Annotated in this window: 1 protein-coding gene; it reads left to right on the top strand. The window is 44.3% G+C overall.

Annotated features, from left to right (window positions below):
- The first annotated feature begins 89 nt into the window (after positions 1-89).
- Complete coding sequence (locus Q1A69_RS20135; protein WP_299589719.1) at positions 90-383, top strand: FG-GAP repeat protein; 294 nt, start codon at positions 90-92, stop codon at positions 381-383.
- Positions 384-503 lie beyond the last annotated feature (120 nt).

The raw sequence follows: 503 nt of genomic DNA, 5'->3' as shown, positions 1-503 counted from the left end.
AAGAAACCTGCGCGTGTAGCATCCTACTTCCGGCATGAATCGATTAAATATGCAGCATAATGGAACTATTTGTCCGCTGGGTTAATAATATGGATACTGAGGATCGATTTGGTCGAGCTGTAAGCCTTAGCACCGATGGCCGGACCCTAGCTGTGGGCGCTCCCAGTGAAGCCACAGGCATAAATGGCGATGAGAACGATAATAGCGCAAGTAATTCTGGCGCGGTGTATATTTTTGTACGCAATGAAGATGGCTGGCGACAAAAGGCTTACCTTAAAGCCAGCAACACTGATGCGGAAGATTCTTTTTGCAGTACGCTGCACCTTAGTCGCGATGACAAAAATTTGGCAGTATTAATCCGGCGATTCTATAGTTCTATATAATATCCAAATGGATATTATTGATGCAAGAAAATTACCCGCTTCTGCACAGGAAGAAAAACGCAGAACTGCCGTAAAGCTTTGGAAAAAATCAGAGTCTATAGCAGAAATCGCACGGACTCT

The sequence above is a fragment of the uncultured Microbulbifer sp. genome (genome assembly GCF_947498635.1).
Lineage (GTDB): Bacteria > Pseudomonadota > Gammaproteobacteria > Pseudomonadales > Cellvibrionaceae > Microbulbifer > Microbulbifer echini.
Note: the sequence above shows the minus strand (reverse complement) of the source record. Positions and strands in the feature narration are given on the sequence as shown.

Coding starts and splice junctions, on each gene's coding strand:
- Q1A69_RS20135 (WP_299589719.1), top strand. CDS start 90: ATGGATACTGAGGATCGATTTGGTCGAGCTGTAAGCCTTAGCACCGAT.